This is a genomic window from Thauera terpenica 58Eu (genome assembly GCF_000443165.1).
In the GTDB taxonomy this organism is placed as follows: domain Bacteria; phylum Pseudomonadota; class Gammaproteobacteria; order Burkholderiales; family Rhodocyclaceae; genus Thauera; species Thauera terpenica.
In genome coordinates, this window is the sequence record NZ_ATJV01000047.1 from 14,617 (window position 1) to 40,554 (window position 25,938).

Consider the following 25,938-nt stretch of genomic DNA (forward strand, 5'->3'; position numbering starts at 1 on the left):
AGCATCCCTTACAGGGCCTTTGCCAACAGAACAGTACTTACGCGTACAATATGTGCATTCATGCGCCTGTACGCAGATTCAGCAGGCAATCGTCCGCCCAGTTTCGGCGCGCCCGTCTGGCGCGCCACGACCACGAAGGAAATCGAATGGCCACCACCCGTACGACGCGGAAAAGCAGGGGCGTGGAAGCCGAATCGTCCGCACCTGCAAGAAGTGCGTTGCCCGATCAGACAGCGCTGCGCCGCGACATCCGCTTGGGCTACCTGATCCACGACGTGTCGCGCATGCGACGTACCGCGTTCGACCAGCTGATGAAGCCGCTGGGGATCACTCGCGCGCAATGGTGGGTGCTCGCACACCTGTCCCGCCACGACGGCATGGCGCAGACGCAGCTCGCCGCTATGCTCGATGTAGGCAAAGCCAGCCTTGGCTCCCTGCTCGACCGACTCGAAGCCACCGGCTTCATTGAGCGCCGCCCCGATGCGGTGGATCGCCGCGTCAAGCGTGTATTCCTGTCACGTAGTTCCCACCAGCTGCTTGAACGCCTAGTGACCATCGAAGCCGCATTCAACGAGCAGATTCTCGGCGGACTGAATGGCGAAGACCGCGACGCGCTGATCCGCATGCTTTCCACAATCAAGGAATCGCTACTCAAGCTGGAACTACCTGACACGACCGGACTCGACACGGGCGAGATCGATTGAAAACTGACACTTCCGCTAGCGGCCGCGCGATGCGGCAGCACCGTTTCCTGGGCGCGCCCAACTTTCGCGACCTAGGCGGGCTGCGTACGCAAGATGGGCGCAGCGTTCGGTGGGGTTGCCTGTTCCGCTCCGACTCACTGGCCGAACTGACGCCTGACGACCTTGAGCGCTTCTCCACACTAGGCTTGCGTTCGGTCATCGACTTGCGCGATGACGACGAACGCGAAAGGAAGCCCAACCGCCTGCCCGATCGCGCCGCAATCTCGCAGCACGCCATCGGCTTCCTGCCGCGCGGAGCACACCACCTGCTGACCTCGCTGGGTCCAACATCCACCGCCGAGGCAGTGCATCACGCACTGACCGAGTATTACGGACAATTTGCGATTGCCCACGCGCAAAACTACGCGCGCATGTTCGAGATCCTGCTCCAGTCCGATACCTTGCCCGCTCTGGTTCATTGCACCAGCGGTAAGGACCGCACCGGTTTCGGGATAGCACTGCTGCTGTCGGCGCTGGGTGTCGAGCGAGACGAAATCTTTGCAGACTATCTGCATTCGAATCGCGCACCGCGCGATCTCCGCTTCATGCTGCGCAAGGACGTCCCACACGAAACGGTCCGGGCTCTGATGGGTGTGCGTGCCGACTATCTCGAAGCCGCATTCGCCGCGATCGAAACACACTGGTCATGTTTCGACCACTTCCTTGCCGAGGCGCTGGGGATAAACGAAGCCCGTCGCCAACAATTACGGGAACAGCTTCTCGACTAAGGCATTTTCGCCGTATCCATTGCGTGGCAATCGTCGCATTGCATTGCACCATATGGTCCTGTACCATACTTGCTGTTATTCGAACAGTGGGGATGGACATGTCATCACGTGAAGTGCTCGTAGTTGGCGCCGCTCGCACCGCGATCGGCGGCTTTGGCGGATCACTCAAGGACGTACCGATGCGCGAACTAGCCACCACGGTCACCAGGGCGGCACTGGAGCGCGCAGGTGCGCCGGCCGAGGAAGTCGGTCATGTGGTGTTCGGCAACGTGATCCCTACCGAACCGGCCGACGCCTACCTGAGCCGCTTTGCCGCACTGGAAGCCGGGTTACCAAAGGAAGTTCCCGCCTTCAACGTCAATCGCCTGTGCGGCTCGGGCCTGCAGGCCATTGTCTGCGCGGCACAGACCATTAGCGCCGGCGACGCGGATGTCGCGGTCGGTGGCGGTGCGGAATCGATGAGCCGCGGCCCCTACATCATCCCGGCACATCGTTGGGGCGCACGGATGGGCGACTCCCAGGTCATCGACTATATGAATGGCATCCTGCATGACCCGTGGGACCGCGTGCACATGGGGATCACCGCCGAGAACGTCGCCGAGCGCTACGGCATCAGCCGGCAGTTGCAGGACGAGCTGGCGCTGGTGAGTCAGCATCGCGCCGCGCGCGCCATCGAGGAAGGTCGTTTCGCCAGTCAGATCGTACCGATCGAGATCCACAGCCGGAAAGGCGTGGTGAGATTCGCGCAGGACGAGCATGTGCGCGTAGGTGTCACCGCAGAACAACTCGCGGGCATGAAACCGGCCTTCAAAAAGGACGGCACGGTGACCGCTGGTAACGCTTCGGGAATCAACGATGGGGCTGCGGCGGTTGTGCTTGCCGAGGCCGCAGCGGCCAAGCGCCTGGGCATGACACCATTGGCCCGCTTGGTGAGTTACGCGCACGCTGGCGTCGACCGGATGTACATGGGCATCGGTCCGGTACCTGCTTCCCGGCTCGCGCTCGCACGGGCGGGGCTTACCGTAGCGGACATGGACGTCATTGAATCCAATGAGGCTTTCGCTGCACAAGCCTGCGCGGTGGCGAGCGAACTCGGCTTCGATCCCGAAAAGGTCAACCCAAATGGCTCAGGCATCTCGCTCGGTCACCCCGTGGGCGCCACTGGCGCCATTATCACCACCAAGGCGATCTACGAGTTGCAGCGTATCGGCGGGCGCTATGCGTTGGTGACGATGTGTATCGGCGGCGGCCAGGGCATCGCCGCGATCTTCGAGCGGGTGTAGTTTCCGCGCGCCGGACGGCGCGCCCATTCGACTGCAGGAGGCTCATATGAAACGTCAGGATCTGCTCGCCGCACTTCTACTCGCCATGGCCCTGCCGGGTCCGGTCTCGCCAGCCTACGCAGAAACGGCACCGGCAGCGGCTCCACTGCCCGGCGACACGGACGAGAGTCGCCGCGCGGAGGCCCTGCTTGGGCGCGCCGTCACACACCTGCGGTCGCACGGCGGCAAGGCACTGGCCGATTTCTCCGTAAGCGGCCACTTCGTCGATGGCGACCTGTATGTCTACGTGCTCGACACCCAGGGCGTCTTGCAGGCTAGCGGTGGCGCCTCCTTCCACATGATCGGGCGCAATGTCCTAGAGTACCGCGACCCGGACGGCAAATCTTTGTTCGCCGAGATTCTCGCCGGTGCTCGCAAGGACGGGCGCGGCCTGATTCACTACCGCTGGCTTAATCCCCAACGCGGCACGGTCGAACGAAAGGCGGCCTACTATCAGGCGGTCAATGACTACATCGCCGCCGTCGGCTACTACGCACCGCGCGCCACACCCGAACAGGCGCTGTCGGTCCTGTGGCGCGCGGTAGACGAACTCCAGCGCAGAGGGACAGCAGCGTTCGACGCCTTCAACGACTTGAACGGTGGTTTCGTACGCGACGATACCTATGTGTTCGTAGTTGGCATCAAGGACCAGCGCATGCACGCACACGGCGCAAACCCGCGCCTAGTGGGCCGCAAAGTTGCCGAACTGAAGGATGCCGCAGGCAAGCCGATTATCGAGGAGATGCTGCGGATCGTGGTCCAGGCAGATGAGGGAAGTCTGGAATACCAGTGGCGCAATCCAGCCACCGGCGCGATCGAGAACAAGCGCACCTTCCTACGCCGTATCGGCGACTACATGGTGGGCGTGGGCTACTACCAACCCTGAGCGGCGCGCCGGAACACCCGGCGACCGCAATCCGGATACGGGCTGAACGGGCGGCAACCGCCCCTTCAGCCCGTGTCGCTGACGTCAGCGGCCGACCAGCGTGTCGATGTCGGGCACGGCAGCCGGGTCTGGCTCCCAACGCTGCGGCTTCATCAGCGCCCGGTCGCGCAGCAACTGCTCCTTCGACATCGCCAGCAGGATGGATTCGATGCACTCGCGCGCGCCGATGTCCGCACTCGTCGCGGACGCATCAACCAAGGCGCAGAGCGCGCCGCGCAGTTGCAGGATGGCCGCGTAGAGTTCATCCGGCCCGGCCTTGCAGCGCTCGAGGACTTCGGTGGCACGCGCGCACGGCACAGCCACCTGCTCCAGCCCCGCAGCAGTGACCCGATCTTCTGTCCCCACCGCCTTGAGTTGCTGCGCTGCCTCGACCAGGCGCTGCAGCTCGTCGCGGTCGAATCGAAACTGCACCGGCAACTGGGTCTGCATCAGGTTCAACATGCCGACCACCAGGTTCGCCTGTTCGACCGCCAGCATGTTGCCTTGCGGCAGCGCCGGGATGATTACGTCGGACATTGCCTTGATCATCGCAGCAAGCTGTACTTCCGGACGCATCTGCATGTCAGTGCCCCTCCTCGATGAGCGTTCGCATTTCATCGACGATCATGCCGCCGATGCCGATCAGCCAGGCAACCAAGATGTCCTGGTGGGTCTTGCCGTTGCGCGCGATGCGATAGCCGGTGCCGAGGATCAGCGTGGCGATCGAATAGGCGTTGTAGACCTTGTACCAGTGCAGGGTGCGAGGGTTTACGCTGAAACCCGACGCCTTCTCGTACTGCTCATAGAACTCCTGCTCCGGCAAAAGGCCGCACACCAGCATCGTTGTACCGTCCTCGGCCAGCGAGGCGAAGGCGCGGCTGGTCGTCCACGCGATATCCTGATGGCGGTCGCCGATACGCCCCAGTTCCCAGTCGAGCAGCGCAGTGATCCGGTTGTCGTGCTCGGTATAGAGGAAATTGCCGGTGCGGTAGTCGGAATGCACCAGCGAGGCGTGATCCAGTACCGGCAGGTTCCGGCGCATCCAGGCCGTGGCCAGATGCATCATCGGCACGTCCTCCTCACAGTCCTCGGTCCATACCCGCTCCCACCAGTTCACGCCCCACTCGGCGCACTGCGTGGTGCCCACCGCCGGGGTCTCGAAGGCGTCGAGCGCATCGCGCGAGAAATCGTGGCGGTGAATGCGCGCGAGCAGGTCTACGAACTGGGGGGCCAAGTGCTCACGCAGCTCACGCGGAAGGACGGTGCCAAGCCCGCTGACCCCTGCGACCGCCTGGCTGGGCCGAGGCACCCCCGGCGCGAAACCGTAGATCAGCGCCGGATAGGGCAGGTATCGTCCTTCCGGATCACACCAGAACACCGGCGGCACCGGCACCACGCCCTCCATCGCCTTGATCAGCTGGAACTCGCGCAGCCGACTGGTCTCGACGATCGATTCCGCCGGCTCCATGCGCAGCACCATCGCAGTCCGCTCGTAGCCGACGCCCGGACGCTGCCATTCCAGTTCGAAGGCCATCTGCAGCTTCGACGCACCGCCGGACAGCCAGCGGGCGTTGTCGATCCGATAGTCGGCAACGTTCTCGGCGCGCAGCAGCGCATCCACCCCGTCAACCAGCTGTTCGAGGGTTACCGGGGCAAAGGGTGAACCGCCGCGCCGGGCGAGCTTGCGACTCAGAATGCGGTCGATCTCCCGTTCGCAGGGGAAGCGCGCCCGGAGGTTTTCGATCCACGCGCCATCCGGACGGTTCTTGTCCAAACCGATCATGATCCATGTCTCCATTTGTGGTGTGGGTATGCAGGGGGCAACGACCGCAATCGGTCGGCCAGAATATTCCCGTGCGTATCGTACTGTACCATACCGTTCGTGGTATAGATGAAATAATCCCGCAAGCCGACGAAGCATTCCACCGCCGCCATGATCTGTCACCTACCGGGCGCCGACGCCCCGCTCGCGGCCGACCTGGCCGCCACGACTCTGATCGACTCCACCCACCCCGTGATCGCAGCCTTTGCCAAGGACATCGCTGGCGATGCGGCAACAGCGCAGGAACGCGCTGCGCGCCTGTATCTCGCGGTGCGGGATCGCGTGCGCTACGACCCGTACCAAGTGCGGCTCACGACCGAAGGAATGTGTGCAAGCCGCACGCTTGAGCGGGGCTACGGTTGGTGCGTACCCAAGGCGGCGCTGCTCGCGGCGGTTTGCCGCCCCTGCGGCATTCCGGCGCGCGTGGGCTACGCCGATGTGCGCAACCACCTGTCCACCCGGCGCATGCGTGCCCTTCTCGACAGCGATGTCTATTACTGGCACAGCTACACGGCGATCCACCTCCACGACCGCTGGGTCACGATCTCGCCCTGTGCAGACGTGGGGGCCTGGCGCCGCTCGAGTTCGACGGTAGCTCCGATTCGATCCTTCATCGCTTCGACACCACCGGTCGCCAACACATGGAGTACATCGCCTACCGCGGCGAATACGACGACGTGCCGCTGCAGGAGATCCGCCGGACGTTTGCCGAACGCTACCCGAACATGATGCAACTCTTGGCCGCCGACTTCCCCGAGGATTGCGACGCCCCCCCGAATCGCCGCGCACGCTGTGAGCATGAGCACTCAGCTCAGCTACCCTCCATGCCACCCGACCGGCAAAGGAACATCGCGCGCCCTTCGTAGGACACGACCGTGTCGCCATGCTGATTCACTGCCTCCTGCAGTAGCGTGATCACCCCGCGGTCCGGCTTGCTCACCGAGCGGCGTGCGGCAAGGATCGTCGCCCGGGCGCGCAAGCGGTCGCCAGGACGCACCGGTAGCCGCCAGCGCAGCGCATCGATCCCGGGCGAGCCCATCGCCGAGACCTGCGGGATGAAGTGATCGCAATACAGGCGCATCACAATGGAGCAGGTCATCCATCCGCTGGCGACCAGGCCGCCAAAGTGCGACTGACGGCCCGCCTCCGCATCTAGGTGGAAGGGCTGAGGATCGTATGCGCGTGCAAAGGCGACGATCTCCTCCTCGGTCACTTGGTAATCGCCGAACTCGGCTACTTCGCCGACCGCATAGTCTTCGAAGTAGCGCTCCTTGTAAGGCACGAATTTCATGGGTGCCGCGCTCCAGCAGGTTGTGAGGGGAAAGGGATTCGACAGTACTTTCAATCCGTCTCTCTGAGCATCTCAGGTGCCGTCGCGCGGTGAAAACCCTCGAACGGCCGGTTTCGTGACGCCTCTCCGAGCGGCCAGGTCTGCCGCGCATTCGGTGTGCCGCCATCGACCCGGACGCACGTGCCGGTTATGTAGGCAGCCGCGGGTGAAAGTAGGAACACGATCGCCGCCGACACTTCCGCCTCGGTACCGAAACGCTTGAGCGGTACCTTGGCGGCGTACCTGCGCAACTCCCGCCGAGCCTCCGGCGTATAGCGGTCGAACCCGCTTGAGGCGATGCCGCCCGGCGCCACGGTATTCACGCGCACGCCATCGGCCGCCCATTCGCAGGCCGCCGTCTCGCTGAGCGTAAGCATGCCGCCGCGCGCTGCAGCGGAATGACCGAAGTTCGGCCAGCCGTGCCAGATGTCGGCAATGATGTTGACGATCGCGCCACCATGGGCCGCCAACCAGCGCGCGTGCGTCTCGCGCATGAAGATGAAGCCGCCGGTGAGGTTGTTGCGCACTACCGCCTCGAAGCCGTTCGTGCTGATGTTGCGCAGCGGTGTCATCCATTGCCCGCCTGCGTTGTTGACCAACCCATCGATCCGCCCGGTGAGCGCCAGCACCGCGTCGATCGTCTGCCCCACGGCGACCTCGTCGCGGATGTCGCAGACATGCATGCTGACCCGCCCGCCGTCCTCGACGATCTCATCGCGCACCTTTGCAAGCTTCTCTTCGCTGCGGCCGACGATTGCTGCATGCGCCCCCAATGCAGCCAGTTCGTGAGCCGTGCAGCGGCCGATACCACTGCCGCCGCCGGTAACTATCACGGTCTGCCCGGAAAAGAGTTGGGAATGGAATACCGAACCGTAGGACATGGTGTGATCCTCGCTACATGTGAGAAGGCGCGCAGGAAACCCGATCAGAACAGGTTGTCGAGCGCATCGACTACTGCCCGCCCACCGCACCAGCGGTCCGGGCTGGCCAAAGCGAACTGGCGCGCGAAGAGATCGTCGGCACCCAGCGCGTAAGCGGCCTTCATCGCCCAGCGCGGATCGAGCAACATCGCCCGCGCTATGGCCACGCAATCGGCATCTCCGCGCGCGACTGCCTGTTCGGCCATGCGCGGCTGATGCAGCATGCCCACCGCCCGCGTGACCAAACCGGTCGCCGCGCGCGTTCGCCTTGCAAACTCGAGCAGATAGCCGGGCGCCGCGGGAATGCGCACGCCCTTTGCAACCGCGCCGGCGGACACACATACAAAGTCCACACCTACGTCGCGCAGCGCTACGCAAACTTTGAGTGTCTCAGCAAAGCTCATGCCTCCTGAATCCCAGTCGTGGGCGTTGATCCGGACCCCCAGCGCCCGATCAGCCGGCCATGCGGCACGCACCGCAGCGACGGCGGCCAATGGGAAGCGCATCCGGTTGTTCAGTGTGCCCCCGAAATGGTCGCTGCGCCGATTTGCGAGTGGAGACAGGAAACTTCCAAGTAGGTAGCCGTGGGCGAGGTGCAGTTCCAGGTAATCCAATCCAACTGCTAGCGCCCGTCGCGCGCTGTCGGCGAAGGCCACCTCAACCGTGGTCATACCCGCCTCGTCCATCTGTTCCGGCACCGCCCGGCCTGCTCCGAAGGGAATGGCTGATGGTGCCTTGATGGGCCAACCGCCTTCCCGAAGTCCGTCCCCGCCATCCCATGGCGGCAGACAGGCGCCCTTTCGTCCGGCGTGATTCAACTGGATACCGAGGCGAATCGGCGACAGGCGCCGAATATAGCCGATCAGTTCCGCGAGCTCGGCCTGCTGCTCATCGGAATACAGGCCCAAGCACCCGGTCGTGACCCGGCCTTCCGGCAGCACCGCGGTCGCCTCAATCGTCAAGGCGCCCGCACCGCCGACCGCCAGCGCCCCGTAGTGCTGGAGATGCCAGTCACCCGGGCACCCTTCGCTCGCGCTGTACTGGCACATCGGCGATACGAAGACCCGGTTCGTAATACTCATCGGGCCGATCTTAAGGGGCGTGAATAGGGCTGACATGGATACCTCGACGACAAAACTCTTGCTTTGATTTCGTACGGTACTGTACCATACGATCTACATCGAGACGATGCCGCAGAAAACTGCTCATCGAAGATGGAAAGCAAGAGACGGAGGCACAATGAGCAAGGATCTGCTGGCAGGAAAGGTGGCCCTGGTAACCGGCGCCGGGCGCGGTGTCGGGCGTGGCATTGCGCTCGAACTGGCGGCTGCGGGTGCCAAAGTAGTGGTCAACGACATTGGCGCGACGACCAGCGGCGAAGGTCAGGACCTCAGCCCCGCACAGGAAGTCGTGGCCGAAATCGCCGCCGCCGGCGGCGAAGCGGTGGTCGACACCAACTCGGTGGCCGATTGGGACGAGGCCCACGCGATGGTACAAACTGCCATCGACAGCTTCGGCCGCATCGACATCGTGGTGAACAACGCCGGCATCCTGCGCGATACCATCTTCCACAAGATGAGCCGCGAAGAATTCGAGGCGGTCATCAATGTGAATCTCAATGGTGTGTTCTACGTAAGCCGCGCCGCCGCGCCGCACTTCAAGGAACAGAGCGGCGGCTCCTATATTCACATCACATCCAGCTCCGGGCTGATCGGCAATTTCGGACAGGCCAACTACGCGGCCGCCAAGCTGGGTGTGGCTGCGTTGTCCAAGAGCATCGCGATGGACATGCAGCGCTTCAACGTACGTTCCAATGCGGTGGCTCCATGGGCATGGACCCGCATGGTCGACACCATCCCCGCTGAAACCGAAGAGCAAAAGAAGCGCGTCGAGGGACTGAAGAAGCTGGTTCCGGAAAAGATTGCCCCCTTCGTCGCCGCACTGGCGAGTGACGCCGCGAGCGGCGTCACCGGGCAGATCTTCGGCGTGCGCAATAATGAGATCTACCTGTTTAGCCAGTCACGCCCGGTCCGGACTGCGCATACCTCGGACGGTTGGACACCGGCGAGCGTGATCGAACGCGTGTTCCCGATGTTCCAGAATGATTTCTACCCGTTGCACCGCTCGGGCGACGTGTTTACCTGGGAGCCCGTCTGACGGTCGCGCCCACAGCCACCCATCCGGTTCGACACGTTTTCTCCCTCTCCTCCTCGAATCGGAGTTTTTAAGCCCGCTGATGCGGGCTTTTTTTTGTTCTTCCAAAGGCGCTTCCTTCGCCATTCACGCAAGCTAGCGCTCGACCCGGCGCTTCGTGCTGCGAACATCTGCTCGGTGCGGCACCTATACTTCCGTTACTTGCCAATGGGCGAACCAGTATGAAGTCAAATGGTTCAGGCGCCGATCGCGGCCCTTCTCGTACCACCCGCAAAGGCAGTGAAAAATCGAGGCTCCATCGAGCGCTTCGAACCTTGAGCGCCGGCAACAGGACATTGCTGCGCGCGGTGCAGGAACACGATCTTCTGCACGGCATGTGCCAAGTCATTGTCAATGAAGGTGGGTATCGCTTGGCGCACGTCGCCTTCGCACAGCACGATGTCGACAGAACCTTGTCGATGCAGGCTTACGCACTCGGCCGTGACGAACCGGCGGAGCGGCAATTCTTCGATCAACTGCAGCTTACCTGGGCCGATACCTCCCTCGGGCAGCATGCTGGCGCAATCGCAGTGCGCAGTGGCGAGCCGTGCATCGGCCGCCACTTGCTCACCGATCCCGGCCACGCCCCCTGGCGTGCGGACGCGCTTCGCCTCGGGTACAGTTCGCTGTCGGCCTTTCCACTAGTGATCGACGCCAGCGTCGCCGGGGTGCTGATCATCGCCGATTCTGATCCTGAGGCCTTCGATGCCGACGAGGTCAGGCTGCTCGGCGAGCTGTCCGAAGACCTGGCCTACGGTATCGCCAATCAGCGCAATCGCATCCTGCGCCAGGAGGCCGAGGCGAGCCTCGCGCGTACCGCCTTCGTAGACGCACTGACCGGCCTGCCGAACCGCGCGCTGTTTCACACCCAGGTGCAGACGGCGATCGACACCGCAAGGCACGGGCATCGATCGCTCGCTGCAGTGCTGCTGAGCGCAACCCACCTGCACGAGGTCAGCGACATCCTCGGCTACCAGCAAGCCGAGCTACTGACCTGCTCGTGCGCTCGGCAGCTGGAAGCCGCCGTTCGTGAGGGCCAGTTTCTTGCCTGCGTCGGCGAAGGAGAGTTTGCCCTGCTATTGCCGGAGACCGATGTCGGCCAAGCGGTCCGAGAGGCGCGCGAGCTGGTTCGCTAGCTGAGCGCTCCGGTCGAGGTGGGCGGGTTGAGCATCAGCCCCGGATTGTGCGCCGGCGTTGCGGCCTTTCCCGGCCACGGTACGGACGCCGATGCGCTGGTCCGTCGGGCGCGCATGGCAATGTTCGACGCCCGTCGCCGCGGCAAGGACTGCACCGTGTTCGCGACCGAGTTGGAGGCGCAGCGCAGCGCCCGCCTGGCATTGATGCTCGACCTGCGTCGCGCCATCGAGCAGAAGGCATTGCTGCTCTACTGCCAGCCCAAGGTCGATCTGGCCTCCCGGCACGTCTGCGGCGCGGAAGGTCTGGTGCGCTGGCAACACCCCACACAGGGCATGATCCCCACGGAGGAGTTCGTGCGCATCGCGGAAACCTCGGGGCTGATCACCCCGCTGACCTACCGCGTGCTCGAGGCCGCGTTCCAGCAAAGCTACGCCTGGCACGAGAGCGGCCTCGACCAGCCGCTGTCGGTTAATCTGTCCGCGTGCGATCTGCACGACCCGGCACTGGTCGACACGTTGCAAGGTTTGTTCGCCACGTGGGGCACGAAACCCGAATGGATCCAGTTCGAACTGACCGAGAGCGCACTGATGTCAGGCGACACCGTAAATTGACCCCCTAGCGACACGAGGAACTGACCCCCTCGTTCGCAAGGAGGCCACTGTTGGAAACGAAGCACAGCGAGGTGAATCCTGTACGCCGTCTGGTTTGCGGAGTGCGGGAGATGTTGGAGCCGGAGGCGGTCACGACGATCGTTCGGTTGGGGCAGTCGGGGTGGGGCGCGAAGCGGATTGCCAGGACGTTGGGCATCGCGCGCAACACGGTGCGGCGCTATCTGAACGCGGGCGGGCCGGTGCCCTACCGGCAGCCGCAGCGCGACAGCGTGCTGGGCGGTCATGAGGCGTGGCTGCGGGAGCGTTTCCTGCAGCATCGGGGCAACTGCGACGTGGTGCGTCAGCAGTTGAGCAAGGAGCTCGGGATCGACACGAGCCTGCGCACGGTCGAGCGCGCGTGCCGTGGGTTCCGCCAGGAGCTTGAAGCCAGTCGCCGTGCGACGATCCGCTTCGAGACTGCTCCGGGCGAGCAGATGCAGATCGACTTCGGCCAGACGCGGGTGCTGATCGGTGGCGAGCCGGTGCGGGTGTTCCTGTTCGTGGCGACGCTGGGCTATTCGCGCCGGGGGTTTGCGTGCGCGTTCCGGCACGAGCGCCAGAGCGCGTGGTTCGCCGGGATCGAGGCGGCGTTTGCGCATTTCGGCGGACGGTCGCAGACGCTGCTCATCGACAACGCCAAGGCGCTGGTCGACAAGCACGACACACAGACGCGCCAGGTTCGGCTCAACAGCCGCTTCGAGGCGTTCTGCCGGCACTGGGACATCGTTGCCCGGGCGTGCGCACCGTTTCGCGCCCGCACCAAGGGCAAGACCGAGAACGGCGTGGGCTACGTGAAGAAGAACGCCATCGCCGGTCACGCCTTCGAGAGCTGGGCGGCGATGGAGGCGCACCTGGCGCGCTGGCAGCGCGAGGTGGCCGATGTGCGCATCCACGGCACGACGGGCGTCACGCCCGCTGAGCGCTTCGACCTGGAGCGCGATCACCTGCGTCCGGTCGACGGGATCGCTCCCTTCCTGCAGGTGCGCGAACTCGTGCGCCGGGTCAATTCCGAGGGCTGCATCGAGCTCGACACCAACGCCTACAGCGTGCCGTGGCGCTTGATCGGCGAGACGGTGACAGTCATCGTCAGCGCCGACACCGTCGTGGTCGAGTACGCCGGCGAGGAAGTAGCCCGCCACGCGGAGCTCTCCGGCAGTCGCGGTCGCAGCATCGAGCGCCGCCATCTGCTGGGTGGATCGCCACCACCGGCCGAGATCGAGACGCCGCCGCCCACCGATGCGCTGCTGCGTCCGTTGGCCGAGTACGAAGCCCTCGTCGGAGGAGGCTGGTGATGCTCGAACCCGAACGACTCGACGAATTGCTCACCCGGCTGCGGCTCACGGCGATCCGCGACCAGCTCGATAGCCTGCTCGATGAAGCCAGCCGGGCACAGATGACGCTGCGCGAAGCGCTGCTGTTCCTGGCCGAGCGCGAGGTCGCCCGACGCGCCATGCGGCGCATCCAGATGGGCATGAAGCTCGCCCGTTTCCCGTGTGTGCGCACGCTCGAAGGCTTCGACTTCGACGCACAGCCCTCGATCGATCCGGGGCAGATCCGGGATCTGTCCACCGGTCGCTGGATCGGCCACGGCCAGGCCTTGTTGCTGCTCGGCCCGCCGGGCGTGGGCAAGACGCACCTGGCGGTCGCACTGGGGCGCGAAGCGGTCGATCGCGGCTATACGGTGCTCTTCACCTCGGCGGCGGCGCTGATGGCCGGGCTGACGAAGGCGCACGCCGATGGCCGGCTCGAGGAGAAGCTGTTGCAGCTCTCGAAGCCCAAGCTGCTGATCATCGATTTATGTGCAGCAGCCAGTGATGTGGAGTCCGACGGCCAATCCCTGACGTGGCGCGGGCTTTTGCCTCGGCGACTCCACATTGCTTCGTCACAACCGTCTCAGCCATCCGACGAGGTCGACGTCAATGCGCGCGCCGGTCTCGGCGGGCGGAGCCAAGGCTTCCGGAAACACCTGGGCAAGCGCCTGGCGTTTCGAGTCCAAGTCGGCACGTGCGTACTTCATCGTCGTGTTCAGGGTGGAATGCCCAAGCCATTGGCTGATCGTCGCGAAGTCAACTCCGGCCTTGAGCAAGTAAATCGCCGTGGTATGTCTCAGCGAGTGGGGGTGTATCCGCTTCTCCTTCAAGGTGCTCGCCGTGGTTGTACTGGCCGCGACGTACTTGTTGAGCAGATACCGGACACCGAAGCGTGTGAGCTTGCCGCCGCGTTGGTTCGTGAATAGCGTTACGTCGGTCGTCGCGCCCCTCGATGTCTGCTGCGCCAGCGTTTGCAATCGAGCTGCGGTCGAAGCCCAGATGGGGCAGATCCGTACCTTGCCGCCTTTGCCGCGCAGTCGGACTTGGTATGGTGGCTCGGTCCGAACGTCGCTCAGCTTGAGATCGAGCACCTCCTGGACTCGGGCCCCGGTATTGAGCATCAGCGCGAACAGCGCGTAGTCGCGGCGCCCCGTCTCGGTAGTACGGTCAATTTGCCCAAGGATCGCTTCGGCCTCGGCCGACTCCAGATACTCGATCGGTGCGTTCCTTGCGCCGCGCTTGAACGGCAACCCCAGCACGCGTTGCAGCTCGGCAAGATGGGTGGGCGATTCAGTCGCGAGGAAGCGGGCAAATGTGTGCAGCGCGGCCAGCCGGACATTGCGCGTAGCAATGCTGTTGTGGCGCTCGATCTCGAGGAACATCAGGAACTGCCCCACGTGCTCAGCGGTAAAGGCGTCGAGATCGAGATCCTCAAGACGGCGGTCGCAGTGTGCGGATACGAATCGCAGGAACAGAACCAAGGCGTCGCGATAGCTGCGAAGGGTGTGCACACTCATACCGCGAAGCGTTGGCAGATAGTCGCGGAAGAACTTCTCGACGCACAGGCCGAGCTCGTTGGGGCGGATGCGCTTCATGATGTGCCTCCGTTGATCAGATGACCAAAGTGGGTTTCGAAGCGCTCGCTGGCGGCCGCGGCGATATCCGGTAGCCACTTCAGGTAGTAGGCCGTCGAGACGATCGACACATGCCCCATGTAGATCGCGAGCTTCGGCAAATTGGACTGCACATCGGCGCCCTGCCTGTACCAGCGCAGCAGCGCCCCTACGGCGAAGCTGTGGCGAAAGTCGTGAACCCGCGGCCGACGCCCATCCGGACTTCGGACATTGGCGGCCCGGATCAACAGGTGCAGGCCACGGCTCAGGCCGGTGCCGGTATAGGGGCGCAGACCACGCGTGCAGTTGCATAGCAGGGGCGAATCGGGCGCTGTACTCAATGGTGGCACCAGCCGCTTCCGCAGGTAGGCGCGAAGTTCGCGGCAGGCGTCGAGCGAAAGTGGCACGAAGCGGGACTTGTGGAACTTCGACTCACGAATCCGCAGCACGCCCGCGATCGGATCGGCATCGGCCAAGGTCAGGCGCAACAGCTCACCACGACGTAAGCCGGCGGTATAGAGAAGGACGACGGCCAGTCGCAAGACAGCGGGCAGCAGCGGAGAGCCCGACGTCGCACGTTGCTGCGCGGCAACGGTCAGCATACGGGCCACGGCATCGGGGCCGAAGATCACCGGCGCGCTGTACGGGCACGGCCGCGGGAAACGATTGGCGTCCGGCACGAAGCAGCTTGGTTCGGTGCGTTGCCGAAAGAGGCAGAAGTTGCGCACTTCGCGCTGCCGACTCCGCCGGACGTTGGCGGTCAGTTCGGCGAAGGACTTGCTCCACTCATCGAACAGGGTTTGATCGAGATCCGCGGCACCGCGCACGTGCATGAACTGGAGCAGCGAAACGAGGACTCGTTCCACCTCGCCGTAGCCGCGCCCGAGCGCGCGCTTCCACCGCAAATACCGGTCGACGAGAGGTTCGAGTGCAACATCGGGACGGAGAGCGTTCATGACAGTCTCCTCGTCCCGTCGGCCGCCAGTGACGGAAGCGGCAGCCCCACCTCCCGCAGTGCCTCGGTTTGCAATCTCAGGTAGACGCAGGTGCTCTCGAGTGTATGGTGGCCCAGCAGGTCGCCAATCGCCTTGATGCCGACGCCACGTTCGAGCAAATGCATCGCAAATGCGTGGCGCAGGCTGTAGGACGAACTGCCCTGCAGCGGCAATCCGCTCAGCCTCGCGCGTTTCTCATAGACGTCGCACAACGCCGTGTGCTTGATCGGGCCGGCGGGCGTGCGCCCACGCAGGAAGAGCTGCGGGAGCGCGCTTCCCGGTCGCCCACTTCGGAGATAGCGCTTGAGGAGGCGAAGCGCCTGATCGGATAGTGGCAGCACGAGCAACGAGTGGGTCTTGCGCTGCTCGACGTGTAGCGTCTTGTTCGCCCAGTCGATCGAGGCCAGCGTCAAGGTCACGATCTCGGATGGGCGTAGGCCGTAATACGCCATCAGATACAGCATCGCGTGGTCGCGGCAGCCGAGTGAGTCGGAGCGGTAGATCGAGCGCAGCAACTTCAGTACGAGATTCCAGGCCAACGCGCGCGGCGGCAACTCGTCCCGATAGGTGCGTGGCGTATCGATGATGTCGAGGCGCTCGCGCAGTTCCCCCCGGTCATGGCAGAACCGGAGGAAGGCACGCAACTGGGCAATTGTGTGCTGGAGAGACTGACGCTTGAGTCGCTGCCCGGCGGCGATAACAAACTGTTGGACCGCGTGTACGGACAGGTCCTGAAACGAAGCGTCGGCCGGCACAGCGTGGGCAAGAAAGGCCGTAGCGCTTGTAAGGTGCTGGCTGATCGTACTGGCAGCCAGTCCCCGCGTCTCGCGAAGATAACGCCGGTACGCATCGAGAACGGGCGAAAACCGGTTGCAATCAGGCTCGACGACAAGGCGGCCGTTGGCAGCGAGGAAGCGCTCGAATGCACGCCGCGTTCCGCAAAACTGGGGCTGCTGGTGGGGCGACGCAAACATCGTGGCGAGTTCGGCGACCGAGAACACCGCATCCGGCGTGACTGATCCGCGGGCTTCGAGGACCTGCTTCAGCCTGCGGACGTGATCATGTGCCGGATCGTGCGCATAGCCTGCAAACACCAGCCAATCGGCGAAGTCCGCGAGCCAATCGGCGACAGGGGATTCGAGGTAGCGCCGGTGATACTTGGGGAAGAGAGCTGTAAGCATCGTGGTCTCCACGTTCATTGAGGTGGAAAACCACGGTACGCCGCGGGGGCCGTATTAACGTTGAGTGCGGATGCGTCGATGCAATGCTCGTCGCAGCGTCAATCCCGCTACTCCACATCACTGGCTGCTGCACATAAATCGATTAATGTTCGGCGCAACATTAATCGACGAACTGGGCTACCTGCCGCTCGAACCGGCGGCCGCGCACCTGTTCTTCCAGCTCGTGTCGCGGCGCTACGAACGGGCCAGCATGCTGATCACCAGCAACCGGCCGGTCGGCGAGTGGGGACACGTGTTCGGCGACGCCGTTGCCGCCACCGCCATCCTCGATCGGCTGCTGCACCACAGCCAGGTCATCACGATCCGGGGTGACAGTTACCGGCTGCGCGACAAGCGCCGCAGCGGCCTTCTGCAGAAGGCCGCTGCCCCCACCCCGATCACGTCGGAGAGTTGATTAACCCAGGGGGTCAATTCCAGATGTCGTCAGGGGGTCAAATCTTCGTGTCGCTTGACACACTGATGAAGGATCCCATTGCCGCGCTAGAGGCGATCAAGCGCATCAAGGACCTGGGAGTGGAGTTGTTCATCGACGACTTCGGCATCGGTCACTCCAGCCTGAGCTACCTGCACCGGCTACCGGTCAATGCGCTGAAGATCGATCAGTCCTTCGTCCGCTCGCTGTCCGCCGACGCCGTATCGGTCTCGATCGTCCAGTCGATCATCGAACTCGGGCACCGGCTCACCCTGGAGGTCGTGGCCGAAGGCGTGGAAACCGAAGAAACCTGCGATCAGCTCGCGGGACTCGGCTGCGACACCATCCAGGGCTACTATGTGGCCCGTCCCATGCCCGCTGAGCGCTTCGGTGACTGGCAACTACAGTACGAGGCCGGCCGCGGTGCGGCCCCGCACTGAGTCAAGAGCACCCCGCTACACTTTGAAGCGCTGCACCGTCAGGCGCAGTTGCGCCGCTGCGTCATCCAGCGCTTGAGACACGGTGGCGCTCAGCGTGCCGGCAGCGCAGTTTTCTTCGCTCACCCGGGCCAGCGTCTCGACCTTGGACGACATCGACGTCGCCGCGCGGTCCTGGTCGATCATCGCCGCCGACACGCCTTCGATCACTACCGTCGCTTCGGCAGTATGGGCGCGAATCTGCTCCATCTGCCGCTCGCCTTCCTCCGACATTCGCCGCCCTTCGCTCGCCGCATTCACCACCGAATCCATGTTGGACACCGCGTGGCGAATCGACGATTGCATCGCGGACACTTTGACACCGATCTCCTGTGCGGAACTGGTGGTGCTCTCGGCTAGCTTGCGCACCTCGTCGGCGACCACGGCGAAGCCTCGGCCCTGCTCACCCGCACGTGCCGCCTCGATGGCGGCATTGAGCGCGAGCAGATTGGTCTGATCTGCCAACTGCTTGATCACGTCGACGATGCCCGAGATACGTTGCGATTCAGCCTCCAGAGCGTTGACCGTGTCGCTGGCCTGAATGATCTCGCTGGCAAGCGACTCGATCGCTCGGCTGGAGCGGCGGATAACGTCTGCACCGCTGGTCGCCGCTGCGTTGGCCTCCTGAGAGTGCGCCAACGCCTCGCCGGCGTGATTGGCAATGCTGGAGATGTTCTGCAGCATCTCCGCCACCGCCGCAGTCATCGTCATCGCCGCCTCGCTCTGGCGACCTGCCGCATCGGCCACGCTGGACGACACATCCGAGGCACGCTGCGAGGATTCGCCGATGCTACCGGCCGAATGCAGCACATCGCGCAGCGACATCTGCACTCGCTCGACCAGCGCATTGAGCGATTCGGCAGTCTGCGCAAGCTCGTCGCGCCCTTCGACCTTGGCACGGACGTTGAAGTCACTGCTCTCGGCGATATGCACCAGGGTGCTGCGCATGGTATCCAGCGAGCCAACTACGCTGCGGACGATGGCAACCCCGAGCACGGCCAGCAGGACGCCGGCCACCACCGCGGCACCGAGCAAGAGGCGCGTCACTGTGGCCACCGTACGGTCACCCTCGGCCCGGGACACCGCAGCATCCTCGATACTCGTTGCCGCGAGCTTGCTGAGTGGGACATCCAGGGTGGCATAAGAAATCGCCCAGCGCGCGGCATAGCCTTCAAACTCCAGAAAGCGGGCGCGGAACGTCATCCAGTCCCGCGCCGCGACCAGCTGACGGGTCAGTTCGGCCTGCCGCTCGTCGTTGCGGGCAAAGTCCTCCCACAAGGGCTGCAGTTCCTCCCACTGCTCGGCCTGCCCGGCGCTCTTAGGCAGCACCCGGTACGCCTCATAGGCGTCGTTGGCACGCTTGCTCGCTTCGTCGTAGCGCTCGCGGATGCTCGCGAACAGGGCCCGCCCCTCGTCCAGCAACTCGGCTTCGTCCGGCATCAGGGTTTCGTACTTCTCCAGCTTCCAGGCCGCTCCTTCCTGCACTGCGACGATCGCCTCCAGCCGGCTCGCGCGCAGCACGCCCAGCCAGCGCACGGCGGCCAGGCTCTGTTCGCTCACATCGTGCATCACCGCCGCGACACGCTGAAGACCGATCCACCCCGCGCCACCGACGAACAGCAGCGCCACGACTGAGAACACGACCAAGAGCATCAGCTTGATCCGTACCGGTATGCGGTTCACCTGCACCTCCCTGAATTGTCGATGTCGATCGCCTTGGCCCACCCCACCGCCGGACGCCATCCGGTGGGCGTTCCGGTGAGCCGTGCTAAATGCTTATCGGCAGGCGATAGTTAGTCTTTAACAATATCGTCTTCTTTCGAACTATCATGTACGGACGCTTGCTCAGACGGCGAGGCGGATCGTTGCCCGGCCGCTCGCAATGCGGCGCCCGTCCAACGTGCACATCAATATCTCAATCTCGGCAGCGGCGTCGGTGCGCGCAACCAGTTGCATGGTGAGTACGCTCGGCTGTCCGACCAGCAGGACACCCTCGAAGCGCGTAGTGAAGCTACTCAGCTGCGCCGACTCGTAGCGGCTGGTCAGCAGACGGCCCATGCGGGCCATGTTGAGCATGCCATGTACGATCAAGTCGTCGAAGCCGGCGGCATGAGCGAAATCGCGGTCGAGATGAAGCGGGTTAAGATCACCCGACGCCTCGGCGTAGCGGCGCAAGTCCTCGGGCCGGCAAGGATCGCCTGTCTCGCGGGCCAGTTCGCTGCCGATCTCTGCGGTCAGAAGGTCCGCACTCATGCTTCGTCGCTCCGCGGTGGATTGCGCACCAGCACCAACTGGCGCGAGCGGCCGAGCACGCCGGCCTCCTCGTCGGCGAAGGTCGTCTCGATCAGCGCAAACTCGAGTTGCCCCTCGCGCCGATCGTAGATGTCCGCGACGCACCGCGCGACGCTGACCTTCATGCCTGCGCGGATCGGCGCAACATACTCGAACTGCTGCTCGGCATGCAGGATGCGCTTGAGGTCCGCGCCAAGCGCTTCCATGATGCGGCGCGAACTGTTGTCCTGCCCTTCCAACACCTTCATGAAGGTCGGCGGGGCGATCTCGCGGCACGCCGGGTCAGGGTCACCAATTGCCTCCGCAAAAGCGGCCAGCGCCGCCGGCTCCACCGTTACCGTGAATGCGGGCAGGCAATAACCGATGCGGCTCCGGTCAAGCGCCATGCCGCACCGCCAGAAAAAACTCGCCGAGCCGATCGCCCGCGCCGAAGAGTTCGGGCGCGCAGGCACGCGCCCGCTCGAGCCTCGCAGCGGCCTCGGATTCACCCAGTTGGCGCAGGAAGGCGATGGGACCGCCGCAGTACGCAGGCACCAATCCGGCCACAACGGCCGCGCTGTCGAGCACCGCCTCGTCGGAAACCCGGCCTTCGGCCAGGGCCTCGAGCGCCCCTTCGAGCACCACAAGAATCTGTCCGTCCTCGTCCAGGCCACGTGCGCAAGCTTCGTGAGCACGCACGGCCAACTGCGGAATCAAGGGTTCTCGGCCGAACGAGACAAGCACGCCGTCGGGCCGCAGACTGCGCGCAATAAGCAAGGCTGCCGCATGTGCCAGCGCGTCGCCGTTCGACACGACCTCTACGACCCGCCCGTGCGGACTGCGCTCCGCCACCCACACACTTGCTCCGCATCCGGATGCGGCTCCGTCCGTCAACCCTTGGCTGCCCTTCAGGTAAGCGACGCGAGTTGCAGCCTGCGTTTCACCGCGCCCACCGACCAGTACCGCGATGTCGCGACGCCCGGATACGTTAGCGTCGGCCAGTTCGACTCCCGACGCCGCGAGCGCCTTGCCCAGTTCGGGACAGTCGTCGCCCACGAGGGCTACGCGCACCGCACCGGCGTCAGGCGCCCCGTCGAGGACCTTGAGCGAACGCTGGCGGTCGAGGAAAAGCGAGCGGACCATATTGCCCGCGACCGGATCCTGGATCAGACCTACGAAGATGTCCATTTCATTGGCAAGCGCAGCATCCATCGGCATGGTCCAGCCCTGGACGACACAATCCATGATCGCTCGATAGGCCGGGTAGTGCGCAAGCAACGCCGGCGACAGGTCGAGGATCTGAGCGATTCGCGCGTGCGCTCCGTCCTGATCGAGGGCGAGCGCGCCGCTGTCGAACGTCACCCCCTCGGTGTCCCATACCTTGCGCGCATCGCACAGTGCCAGGGCACGAGCCTTGGCACGCTCGAGCAACCGCTCGACCGGCGCAATCTCGTCCACCACGCCACACTCCAACGCAGCCGCGGCCTTTAGCGGCTCGCCACGCAGCAGCATCTCGAGGCCCAGCCGGGCACCCACCATCCGCGGCAGCCGCTGCGTACCGCCGGCGCCGGGCAGCAGCCCCAGCTTGATCTCGGGCAACCCAAGCAGAACACCGCGGCGATCGGACACCACACGCCCGTGACAGGCAAGACACAACTCCAGGCCACCGCCAAGGGCGAGGCCATCCACCGCGGCGACAAAGGGTTTCGGGGAGCGCTCCAGCCTGCGGAAGATGCGACCGAGCCGCCCGCACAGCTCAACGAGTTGCGCGTGGCTGTCGGTCATCGCCCGCTCGGTGAACATGCGGATCATCGCCAAGTCGGCCCCGGCGAGGAACGCCCCCTTGCCCGAAGCGAGGACGACCGCGACCACCCGCTCGTCGCCCAGGACCCGGTCGACAAGGCGCTCGAGCGAATCCATCATGTCGAGCGAGAAGACGTTCATCGTGCGGCCCGGCATGTCGATGCGGGCCATCAGCACTCCGTCCTTGCCGAGGCTGGTTTCGATGTTCTGGTCAGTCACGGTCGCCCGCCCCTCACGCGTATTTCTTGAAGTCGGGCTTGCGCTTCTCGTTGAAGGCGCGCACCCCTTCGCGCGACTCCTCGCTCTGGTAATAGCCCTTCACCGCGGCCACGCCCATGAAGCTGATTCCGCGGATGTTTTCGCTGTCGGCGTTGAAGGAGCGCTTGGCGATGGCGATCGCGGTGGGGCTCAGCGCGTTGATTTCGGCTGCCCAAGCCTCGCACTCGGCGTCCAGCTGCTCGTGCGCCACAACCTTGTTCACCAGCCCCATCGCCAGCGCTTCCTGCGCGGAGTAGCGGCGGCACAGGAACCAGATTTCGCGCGCCTTCTTCTCGCCGACAATGCGCGCGAGGTAGGCGGTGCCGAAGCCGGGATCCACCGAACCGACCTTCGGGCCGACCTGGCCGAACTTGGCGTTTTCGGAGGCGATGGTCAGGTCGCAGATGGTGGCGAACACATTGCCGCCGCCGATTGCGAAGCCCTGCACGCGGGCGATCACGACCTTGCGGCAGTCGCGGATGGCCGACTGCAGCTCTTCGATAGGCAGGCCGACCATGCCACGCGGACCGTACAGGCCGTCCTCGGACAGATGCACCTTCTGGTCGCCGCCGGTGCAGAACGCCTTGTCGCCGGCCCCGCCGAAGATGACGGTGTTCACCGACTTCTCCTCGTCGGCCATGCGGAAGGCCTGGATCAGCTCCTCCACGGTCTGCGTGCGGAAGGCGTTAAACACGTCCGGGCGGTTGATGGTGATGCGCACCGCGTTCTCGCCGACCTCGTAGAGGATATCCTTGAACTCTTGAGCCATTTTTCTATTTCCTGAATGATTGGTGGGAAAGCGGCGGCGCTCAGCCGTGCATGGTCAGACCGCCGGAGATGCTGACGGTCTGGCCGGTCATGAAGGAGGCGTCGTCGGAGGCGAGGAAGGCGACCATGCCCGGATAGTCATCGGGCTCGCCGATACGGCCGAGCGGCACGCCGCGCACCATCGCGTTGCGAATCTTCTCGCCCTGCTCGCCGGTGCCGACGAAGGCGTCCATTGCCGGGGTGTTGGTGGGGCCAGGGCACACGCAGTTGAGCAGCACGTTGTTGCGCGCCACTTCGCGCGCGAGGGCCTTGGCGAAGGCGATGGTCGCCCCCTTGCAGCCCGAATACACCACCTCGCCCGAGGAGCCCACGCGACCGGCATCAGAGGCAATAAAGATCACCCGCCCGCCACCACGCTGCGCCATGCCGGTCACCACGGCATGCGTCATGTGGATCGGCCCCAGATAGTTGATGTTGACGATCTTCTGCCAGAAATCCGGCGTGGTCTTGAGGAACGCGGTCGGCGTATCCCATCCGGCATTGTTCACCAACGTCCAGACGGGGCCGAGCTTCGCCTCGATCGAGGCCACGGCAGCCTTGACCGCCTCGTAGTCGGTGATGTCCACCACCTCGAAATCGGCCTTGCCACCGGCGAGTTTGATCTGCTCGACGGCAGCCGCTGCCGCCTCCTTGTTGAGGTCCAGCACGCCGACCGCCATGCCTTCCTCGGCCAGGCGCTTCGAGATCGCCAAGCCGATGCCGCTTGCACCGCCCGTCACGAGGGCGACTTTATCCTTGAGTCCTTTCACAGCGCTTCCTCCTTGAATGCACAGAATTGATCGTCGAATCGGTCACATCCGGCTCAGACGCTGCGCTGAGCCTTGCTCTTCTCGCTGGCGGCCTTCGCGGCGGCCTTGGCCTGCGCCCATTGCTCGTCGCTCATCGAATTGAGGCCGGCAAAGGTCGACGGCGCGGCCAGATGGTGACCGCCGTCGATGGTGATGGTCTCCCCGGTGATGTAGTCGGCCCCGTCCGAGAGCAGCAGTAACACCAGGTTGCCCAGCTCGGACATTTCACCAAATCGTCCCATCGGAACCTGGTCGGCCTGGGTTGCGCCGACGGAACTGTCCGCGGTGGGATTGAGCATCTGCCACGCGTAATCGGTCGGGAACGGCCCTGGCGCCACCGCGTTCAGACGAATGCCGTAGCGCGCCCACTCCACCGCCAAGGACATGGTCATGGCGTTCACCGCGGCCTTTGCCATCGCGGACGGGACCACGTAGGGCGAGCCGGTCCAGATCCAGGTCACCAGCGTCGACACCACCGAACCCTTCAGCCCCTGCTCGATCCAGCGCCGCCCCGCGCACTGCGTCGTGAAGAAGGCGCCATCCATCACCGTCGAGGCAATGGCCTCGTAGCCACGCGGACTCAAGTCCTTGGTCGGCGCAATGAAGTTCGCCGCGGCGTTGTTCACCAGCCCGGTGAGCGGCCCGTAGTTGTCCCAGATTTCACCGACCGCCGCATCGACAGCTTCGTAGTTGCGGATATCAACCGCCTGCCAGAACACTCGCTCGCCGACTTCGCGATTGATCTCGGCGGCAGCCTCCTCGAGCACCTGGGCACGCCGGCCCCAGATGTGGACCTGGGCACCATGCGCCGCCATGTGGCGGGCAAGCCCCTTACCGATACCGGTACCACCGCCGGTGATGAGGATGCGCTTGCCCTCAAGGCAGTTCCTGTCGTAAAGCATTTCGTCTCCTGTTCGCGCGCATTGCAGGTGGCGCGCTCTTCATACTTTGTTCGGCCCGCTCGCTCAGCGGGCAGTGGCGGCCACCGCCTCGCGACGACGCGCAATCAGGTCGCGGCCGATGAGATACTTCATGATCTCGATCGAACCGCCCGCGATCTTCACGATGCGCGCATCCGCGTAGGCGCGGGCGATCGGGTACTCCCACATGTAGCCCCAGCCGCCGAACAGCTGCAGGCACTCGTCGACCACCTTGCAATGCAGGTTCGACAGCCACATCTTTGCCATCGCCGCGTCGATCGCGTCGAGTTCGTTGTTCATGAACAGCTCGATGCACTTGTCGGTGAATACCCGGCCGATGGTGGCCTCGGTCTGAAGTTCGGCAAGCTTGAACTGCGTGTTCTGAAAGTCGGCGATGGTCTTGCCGAATGCCTCGCGTTGAGACACGTAGTCCGCGGTGTATTCGATAACTGTTTCCGCCACGGTAGCCGAGCGAATCGCCTGGGCTAGGCGTTCCTGCGCGAGCTTGGTCATCATCAGCGCGAAGCCCTGCCCTTCACCGCCCAGCATCGCCGCGGCGGGCACCCGCAGATCCTCAAAGAAGAGCTCCGAAGTGTCCTGCGCCTTGAGACCCAGCTTCTCGAGGTTCTTGCCGCGCTTAAATCCGGGCAGTGAGGTATCGATAAGGAACAGCGTGACGCCCTTGGCGCCCGCGTCCTTGTCGGTCTTGGTCGCAAGCACCAGCACGTCGCACATCTGGCCGTTTGAAATGAACACCTTCTGGCCGTTGATCACGTAATCGTCGCCGTCGCGCACCGCGCGGGTGCGGACGTTCTTGAGATCCGAGCCGGCATGGGGCTCCGTCATGCCGAGCGCACCGATCGCCTCGCCACTGACCATCCGGGGCAGCCACTGCTTCTTCTGCTCCTCGGTACCAAAAGACTTGATGTAGGTCGCCACCAGGTCGCAGTGGATCAGGAAGCCCGGACCGGTGAAGCCGCTGCGCGCCATCTCCTCGAACACCACCACGTCGAAGAGATAGTCGAGACCGAGGCCGCCGTATTCCTCCGGCACGGTGCAGCACAGCAGGCCGGCCTCGCCGGCCTTGAGCCAGACCTCGCGCGGCACGATGCCGTCCTTTTCCCACTGCTCGTGATACGGCCGGATCTCACGATCGATGAACCGCAGCACCGTGTCGCGAAACATCTCGTGCTCTTCATTGAAGAGGCTGCGCTTGATCATTGCGTGCTCCATGCATCGATTTCGATGTCTGT

The 25,938-nt window shown here is 64.2% G+C and carries 27 protein-coding genes and 1 pseudogene; 12 read left to right on the forward strand and 16 right to left on the reverse strand.

The window, feature by feature from the left end:
- Window positions 1–146: 146 nt before the first annotated feature.
- From M622_RS26715 to M622_RS26730, 4 genes are all read left to right on the forward strand, one after another.
- On the forward strand, window positions 147–704 hold the full coding sequence (locus tag M622_RS26715; RefSeq protein WP_084520686.1) for a MarR family winged helix-turn-helix transcriptional regulator: 558 nt from the start codon (window positions 147–149) through the stop codon (window positions 702–704).
- Between the two features lie 29 nt (window positions 705–733).
- Window positions 734–1,471 carry a tyrosine-protein phosphatase gene (locus M622_RS26720; RefSeq protein ID WP_021248668.1) on the forward strand — a complete coding sequence of 246 codons (738 nt, stop codon included), beginning with the start codon at window positions 734–736 and terminating at the stop codon, window positions 1,469–1,471.
- Window positions 1,472–1,569: 98 nt separating this feature from the next.
- The gene (locus M622_RS26725) at window positions 1,570–2,754 is read left to right on the forward strand and encodes an acetyl-CoA C-acyltransferase family protein (RefSeq protein ID WP_031346529.1); all 1,185 of its coding nucleotides are present in this window, start codon (window positions 1,570–1,572) and stop codon (window positions 2,752–2,754) included.
- A gap of 46 nt (window positions 2,755–2,800) precedes the next feature.
- Window positions 2,801–3,679, forward strand: a complete 879-nt coding sequence (locus tag M622_RS26730) for a cache domain-containing protein (protein ID WP_021248670.1) — start codon at window positions 2,801–2,803, stop codon at window positions 3,677–3,679.
- A gap of 84 nt (window positions 3,680–3,763) precedes the next feature.
- On the opposite strand, the gene M622_RS26735 is transcribed toward M622_RS26730, so the two are convergent.
- Both M622_RS26735 and M622_RS26740 read right to left on the reverse strand, forming a co-directional pair.
- Window positions 3,764–4,300 carry a hypothetical protein gene (locus M622_RS26735; protein WP_021248671.1) on the reverse strand — a complete coding sequence of 179 codons (537 nt, stop codon included), beginning with the start codon at window positions 4,298–4,300 and terminating at the stop codon, window positions 3,764–3,766.
- Window position 4,301: 1 nt separating this feature from the next.
- Window positions 4,302–5,516: a phosphotransferase family protein gene (locus tag M622_RS26740; protein WP_031346530.1), complete on the reverse strand. Its 1,215-nt coding sequence runs from the start codon at window positions 5,514–5,516 to the stop codon at window positions 4,302–4,304.
- A gap of 135 nt (window positions 5,517–5,651) precedes the next feature.
- Between M622_RS26740 and M622_RS39620 the strand changes: the two genes are divergently transcribed.
- Window positions 5,652–6,269 carry a transglutaminase-like domain-containing protein gene (locus M622_RS39620; RefSeq protein WP_088178576.1) on the forward strand — a complete coding sequence of 206 codons (618 nt, stop codon included), beginning with the start codon at window positions 5,652–5,654 and terminating at the stop codon, window positions 6,267–6,269.
- A gap of 82 nt (window positions 6,270–6,351) precedes the next feature.
- On the opposite strand, the gene M622_RS26750 is transcribed toward M622_RS39620, so the two are convergent.
- Genes M622_RS26750 through M622_RS26760 form a run of 3 tightly spaced genes read right to left on the reverse strand, consistent with a single transcriptional unit; the run spans window position 6,352 to window position 8,908 of the window.
- Window positions 6,352–6,831 carry a MaoC family dehydratase gene (locus tag M622_RS26750; RefSeq protein ID WP_021248674.1) on the reverse strand — a complete coding sequence of 160 codons (480 nt, stop codon included), beginning with the start codon at window positions 6,829–6,831 and terminating at the stop codon, window positions 6,352–6,354.
- A 50-nt stretch (window positions 6,832–6,881) separates the two neighbouring features.
- Window positions 6,882–7,751, reverse strand: a complete 870-nt coding sequence (locus M622_RS26755) for an SDR family oxidoreductase (RefSeq protein ID WP_021248675.1) — start codon at window positions 7,749–7,751, stop codon at window positions 6,882–6,884.
- 44 nt (window positions 7,752–7,795) lie between these two features.
- On the reverse strand, window positions 7,796–8,908 hold the full coding sequence (locus M622_RS26760; RefSeq protein ID WP_021248676.1) for an oxidoreductase: 1,113 nt from the start codon (window positions 8,906–8,908) through the stop codon (window positions 7,796–7,798).
- 121 nt (window positions 8,909–9,029) lie between these two features.
- Here M622_RS26760 and M622_RS26765 point away from each other — a divergent pair, with 121 nt between their 5' ends.
- The 5 genes and pseudogenes from M622_RS26765 to M622_RS40795 all read left to right on the forward strand — a co-directional run.
- Window positions 9,030–9,947 (forward strand): SDR family NAD(P)-dependent oxidoreductase, encoded by a 918-nt coding sequence (locus M622_RS26765; protein ID WP_021248677.1) that lies wholly within the window; start codon window positions 9,030–9,032, stop codon window positions 9,945–9,947.
- A 332-nt stretch (window positions 9,948–10,279) separates the two neighbouring features.
- Window positions 10,280–11,119, forward strand: coding sequence for a sensor domain-containing diguanylate cyclase (locus tag M622_RS40490; RefSeq protein WP_021248678.1), 840 nt, complete (start codon window positions 10,280–10,282; stop codon window positions 11,117–11,119).
- Between the two features lie 27 nt (window positions 11,120–11,146).
- Entirely contained in the window at window positions 11,147–11,731 is a 585-nt protein-coding gene (locus M622_RS40495) for a GGDEF domain-containing phosphodiesterase (RefSeq protein ID WP_245543044.1), read from the forward strand.
- A gap of 110 nt (window positions 11,732–11,841) precedes the next feature.
- Complete coding sequence (istA, locus tag M622_RS26775) at window positions 11,842–13,062, forward strand: IS21 family transposase (RefSeq protein WP_031346532.1); 1,221 nt, start codon at window positions 11,842–11,844, stop codon at window positions 13,060–13,062.
- A pseudogene (locus tag M622_RS40795) lies at window positions 13,062–13,553 on the forward strand (ATP-binding protein); the annotation flags it as partial. The gene istA and the pseudogene M622_RS40795, both read left to right, overlap by 1 nt.
- Before the next feature lie 99 nt (window positions 13,554–13,652).
- Here the strand turns inward: M622_RS40795 and M622_RS40800 are convergent.
- From M622_RS40800 to M622_RS26790, 3 genes are read right to left on the reverse strand one after another with little or no spacing between them, the layout of a single operon-like run.
- Window positions 13,653–14,675 (reverse strand): tyrosine-type recombinase/integrase, encoded by a 1,023-nt coding sequence (locus M622_RS40800; RefSeq protein WP_084520687.1) that lies wholly within the window; start codon window positions 14,673–14,675, stop codon window positions 13,653–13,655.
- Window positions 14,672–15,649, reverse strand: coding sequence for a tyrosine-type recombinase/integrase (locus M622_RS26785; protein ID WP_021248683.1), 978 nt, complete (start codon window positions 15,647–15,649; stop codon window positions 14,672–14,674). Before M622_RS26785 ends, M622_RS40800 begins: the two co-directional genes overlap by 4 nt.
- The gene (locus M622_RS26790; protein WP_021248684.1) at window positions 15,646–16,869 is read right to left on the reverse strand and encodes a tyrosine-type recombinase/integrase; all 1,224 of its coding nucleotides are present in this window, start codon (window positions 16,867–16,869) and stop codon (window positions 15,646–15,648) included. The genes M622_RS26785 and M622_RS26790 overlap by 4 nt, the downstream gene beginning before the upstream one ends.
- Before the next feature lie 145 nt (window positions 16,870–17,014).
- Here M622_RS26790 and M622_RS26795 point away from each other — a divergent pair, with 145 nt between their 5' ends.
- A complete protein-coding gene (locus M622_RS26795; RefSeq protein ID WP_021248685.1) occupies window positions 17,015–17,323 on the forward strand; it encodes an ATP-binding protein in 309 nt (102 codons plus the stop codon).
- A gap of 65 nt (window positions 17,324–17,388) precedes the next feature.
- Window positions 17,389–17,781 (forward strand): EAL domain-containing protein, encoded by a 393-nt coding sequence (locus M622_RS26800; protein ID WP_021248686.1) that lies wholly within the window; start codon window positions 17,389–17,391, stop codon window positions 17,779–17,781.
- 15 nt (window positions 17,782–17,796) lie between these two features.
- On the opposite strand, the gene M622_RS39305 is transcribed toward M622_RS26800, so the two are convergent.
- The 8 genes from M622_RS39305 to M622_RS26835 all read right to left on the reverse strand — a co-directional run bounded on the left by M622_RS39305 (window position 17,797) and on the right by M622_RS26835 (window position 25,906).
- A complete protein-coding gene (locus M622_RS39305; protein ID WP_169375121.1) occupies window positions 17,797–19,500 on the reverse strand; it encodes a methyl-accepting chemotaxis protein in 1,704 nt (567 codons plus the stop codon).
- A 162-nt stretch (window positions 19,501–19,662) separates the two neighbouring features.
- Complete coding sequence (locus M622_RS26805; RefSeq protein WP_021248688.1) at window positions 19,663–20,070, reverse strand: MaoC/PaaZ C-terminal domain-containing protein; 408 nt, start codon at window positions 20,068–20,070, stop codon at window positions 19,663–19,665.
- Window positions 20,067–20,495 (reverse strand): FAS1-like dehydratase domain-containing protein, encoded by a 429-nt coding sequence (locus tag M622_RS26810; protein ID WP_021248689.1) that lies wholly within the window; start codon window positions 20,493–20,495, stop codon window positions 20,067–20,069. Before M622_RS26810 ends, M622_RS26805 begins: the two co-directional genes overlap by 4 nt.
- A complete protein-coding gene (locus M622_RS26815) occupies window positions 20,485–22,110 on the reverse strand; it encodes an enoyl-CoA hydratase-related protein (RefSeq protein WP_021248690.1) in 1,626 nt (541 codons plus the stop codon). The genes M622_RS26810 and M622_RS26815 overlap by 11 nt, the downstream gene beginning before the upstream one ends.
- 13 nt (window positions 22,111–22,123) lie before the next feature.
- Window positions 22,124–22,918, reverse strand: a complete 795-nt coding sequence (locus tag M622_RS26820) for an enoyl-CoA hydratase-related protein (protein WP_021248691.1) — start codon at window positions 22,916–22,918, stop codon at window positions 22,124–22,126.
- Window positions 22,919–22,958: 40 nt separating this feature from the next.
- The gene (locus M622_RS26825; protein WP_021248692.1) at window positions 22,959–23,726 is read right to left on the reverse strand and encodes an SDR family NAD(P)-dependent oxidoreductase; all 768 of its coding nucleotides are present in this window, start codon (window positions 23,724–23,726) and stop codon (window positions 22,959–22,961) included.
- Window positions 23,727–23,779: 53 nt separating this feature from the next.
- Complete coding sequence (locus M622_RS26830) at window positions 23,780–24,667, reverse strand: SDR family oxidoreductase (protein WP_021248693.1); 888 nt, start codon at window positions 24,665–24,667, stop codon at window positions 23,780–23,782.
- A gap of 63 nt (window positions 24,668–24,730) precedes the next feature.
- Complete coding sequence (locus M622_RS26835; RefSeq protein WP_021248694.1) at window positions 24,731–25,906, reverse strand: acyl-CoA dehydrogenase family protein; 1,176 nt, start codon at window positions 25,904–25,906, stop codon at window positions 24,731–24,733.
- Window positions 25,907–25,938: the final 32 nt, after the last annotated feature.